This is a genomic window from Streptomyces sp. NPDC002926 (assembly GCF_053591755.1).
Genome location: NZ_JBSFUK010000080.1, coordinates 1 through 3,844, shown reverse-complemented (window position 1 = coordinate 3,844; position 3,844 = coordinate 1). Strand labels below are relative to the sequence as shown.

Below are 3,844 nucleotides of genomic sequence, written 5' to 3'. Positions count from 1 at the left end.
TCATGGGGGAGGGGGCGGTCTTTGTCGCCTCGCAGTCGCAGCGTGGGGGTGAACGGGCTGATGAGTGCCGGGACATGTTCCGGGCGGTGGGCATTTTGCACACCCATGGGCTGAGTCTGGACTTCACGCGGATCCTGCCGTCCGGCGGCACCACCGCGCCGGTCGACCTGCCCACCTACGCCTTCCAGCGCGAGCGCTACTGGATCGACGGCGCTGACCGCCCATCCCGCCACCGCAGCACCACGGACGACGCCCTGTGGCAGGCCATCGGCAGCGGCGAGGCCCAGCGCCTCGGCGAACTCCTGGGCGTCACCGACGACAACGCGGCCGTAACCACCCTGCTGCCCTACCTCGCCACCTGGCGCGAACGCCAGGACCAGGCCGCCGACATCGCCGACTGGATGTACGAGGAGAGCTGGCAGCCGCTCACCGCCCCGCCCGCCGCCCCCGCCGTCGACGGCCACTGGCTGCTGGTGGGCCCGGCTGCCGCCTCGGGGCTCGCCGAAACCCTCGCGGACGCCCTGACGGAGGCGGGCGCCTCAGCGCACATCCTCTCGGCCGCCTGTGACCGCACCGGATATGCCACGCTCCTCGCCGACCTGAGCTCGGCGCTCGGTGACAAGACCCTGTCCGGCGTCCTCGCCCTCACCCCCGTCGACGAGACGCCGCACCCCGAGCACCCGGCCACCACCACCGGCATCGCCCAGACCCTGGCACTCGTCCAGGCCCTCGGCGACGCGTCGGTCCGCGCGCCGCTGTGGCTGATCACACGCGGCGCCGTACGCGCCCACGACAAGGACCCCGCGCCCCGCCCGAACCAGACCGGCGCCTGGGGACTCGGCCACGTCGTCGCCCTGGAACACGCCAACCGCTGGGGCGGGCTGATCGACCTCCCCGCCGGCACCGACGCCGACCCGGCCGACCCCGTGGCGGCCGCCGCACTGGCAGCAGCCGCCCAGCAGCTGCCCGCCGTCCTCGCCGCACCGGCCGGCGTTGAAGAACATCTGGCGCTGCGTTCCACCGGCCGCTACGTGCGCCGTCTGCACCGGGCAGCCCCCAGTACCGTCACACGGCCCTGGTCCCCCCGCGGCACCGTGCTGATCACCGGAGGCAGCGGCGCGCTGGCCGGGCACCTCGCCCGCAGCCTCGCCGACCGCGGCGCCGAGCATCTCGTCCTGGTGTCCCGGCGCGGACGCGACGCCGAAGGTGCCGAGGAGCTCATCCACAGCCTCGAGACGGCCGGTGCCCGCGTCACCCTCGCCTCCTGCGACGTCACCGACCGCCGACAGCTGTCGGACCTGCTCGTCCGCATCGCGTCCGACGAAGCACCGCTGCGTGCCGTCTTCCACACCGCGGGCCTCCTCGACGACCGGTTCGTCGACCGGCTGGACACCAAAGCCCTGGCCGCGGCCGCCGCACCCAAACTCGGCGCCGCCCGGCTGCTGGCCGAACTCACCCGTGACCATGAGCTCGACGCCTTCGTCCTGTACTCGTCCGTGATCGGCACACTGGGCAACATCGGCCAGGCCAACTACGCCATGGCCAATGCCGCACTCGACGCACTGGCACATCAGCTCAGCTCCGAAGGCATCCCGGCCGTCAGCATCGGCTGGGGACCCTGGGCCGACGGAGGCATGACGCACGGCGCCGCGGAAACCCAACTGCGCCGCACCGGCCTCACCCCGATGGCCGTCGACCGGGCCCTGTCCGCCCTCGACGCCGCCCTGGCCACGAAGCGGTCCGCCGTGATCGCCCAGATCGACTGGGACCGGTGCGCCACCTCCTATACGCAGGGCAGGAACCGGCCCTTCCTGGACGAGATCACCCAGGCGCGCGCCGCCCTCGCTCAGCAGACCGCCGATTCCCCGGCCGCTGACACCAACCCACTGCGCCGGACCCTGCTGGAGGTCTCCGAACCCGACCGCGAAGCGCATCTGCGCGGTCTGCTGGCGGCAGAGGCGGCGGCGGTGCTCGGCATAGAGGATCCCCTCTCGCTCGACCCCGAACGAGGGTTCAAGGACCTCGGCTTCAACTCGATGATGGCAGTCGACTTCGCCGAACGCGTCCAGCGCCGCACCGGCGTCACCACCCCCAGGACCCTCGTCTTCGACTCCCCGGACCTGAGCTCCGCCGCCCGGTGGCTTCTCGCCGAACTCGCCCCCGCGCTCCCCGTCGCCCTCCCGGCCGTAGCCGGCACCGGCACCCGCGGCGGCCACCGCGGCGACGAACCCCTCGCCGTTGTCGGCGTCGGCCTGCGCGTGCCCGGCGACGCACACGACCTCGACAGCCTCTGGCAGGTCCTCGCCGAGGGACGCGACACCGTCACCACCGTCCCGGCCGACCGGTTCGACATCGACGCCTACTACGACCCGGACCCGGACGCCGAGGGCAGCACATACGCCCGCCACGCCTCCTTCCTCGGGGACGTCGCTTCCTTCGACGCGTCGTTCTTCGGCATCAGCCCGCGCGAGGCCGAGCCGATGGACCCGCAGCACCGGCTGCTCCTCGAAGCCGCATGGCACTCCCTGGAGGACGCCGGCATCCGACCGCGTGAGCTGCGGGACTCCCGCACCGGTGTCTTCGTCGGCGCGGGCGCCGGCGAGTACGGCAAGTACCGCCACAGCGGCGCACCCGACACCTACACACTGACCGGCGCCCTGTCGAGCTTCAACGCAGGCCGTCTCTCCTACCACCTCGGCCTCCAGGGACCCGCCCTGTCCATCGACACGGCCTGCTCGTCCTCGCTGGTCGCCCTGCACCTCGCCTGTGAGGCACTGCGCAACGACGAGTGCGAGCTCGCCCTGGCGGGCGGCGTCCAAGTCCTCGCCGACCCGGGCATGTTCGTGGCGCTCAGCCGCTCCCACGCTCTCTCGCCGGACGGCCGCAGCAAGGCTTTCTCGGCCGACGCCGACGGATACGGGCGCGGCGAAGGCGTCGGCGTCATCGCCGTGATGCGCCTGTCCGACGCGATCGAGCAGGACCGCAACATCCTCGGCGTCATCCGTGCCACCGCCGTCAATCACGACGGCGCGAGCAGCGGCATCACCGCACCCAACGGCACCTCCCAGCAGAAGGTCATCCGCGCCGCACTCGACTCGGCCGGGCTGTCCGCGGCCGACGTCGACTACGTCGAATGCCACGGCACCGGTACGTCTCTGGGTGACCCGATCGAGGTGCAGGCCCTGGACGCCGTGTACGGGAAGGGCCGTGAACCGGGCCGCGAACTCGGGCTCGGCACGGCGAAGAGCGTCATCGGACACCTGGAGTCGGCAGCCGGTATCGCCGGTGTGTGCAAGATGCTCGCCTCCTTCAAGAACGACGCGCTGCCCGCCACCATGCACAGCTCACCGCGCAACCCGAACATCGCCTGGGACCGGATGTCGGTCCGTGTGGTCGACGAGTTCACCCCCTGGGCGCGGGAGGAGGGGCGTCCGCGTCGGGCGGGTGTGTCGTCGTTCGGTCTGAGCGGCACCAACGCACACGTCATTGTCGAAGAGCCGCCGGTTCGGGATGGGGGCGGGGCTGCGGAGGTGGTGGCTGAGGGCCCGTATCCGGTGGTGGTGTCGGGCCAGAGCGAGGGGGCGTTGCGGGAGCAGGCCGGCCGTTGGGCGTTGTGGCTGGAGGGGCATGCGGATGTGCCGTTGGCGGGTGTGGCGGTGACGGCGGCCCGTCACCGCACGCATTTTGAGCAGCGGGCGAGTGTCACTGCCGACTCGGTGGCTGGGTTGGTGGATGGGTTGCGGGCGGTGGCTGGGGGTGTGCCGCATGCGGGTGTGGTGGAGGGGGTTGCGGGGCGTCGGGGCCGGGTGGTGTTTGTGTATCCGGGTCAGGGTTCGCAGTGGGT

General features: G+C 72.1%; 1 protein-coding gene. It reads left to right on the top strand.

The window, feature by feature from the left end; all coding sequences use genetic code 11:
- Window positions 1-86 precede the first annotated feature (86 nt).
- Window positions 87-3,844 (top strand): SDR family NAD(P)-dependent oxidoreductase (locus ACWDZ6_RS33305; protein ID WP_451505820.1); only part of this gene is annotated, 3,758 nt, incomplete at its 3' end.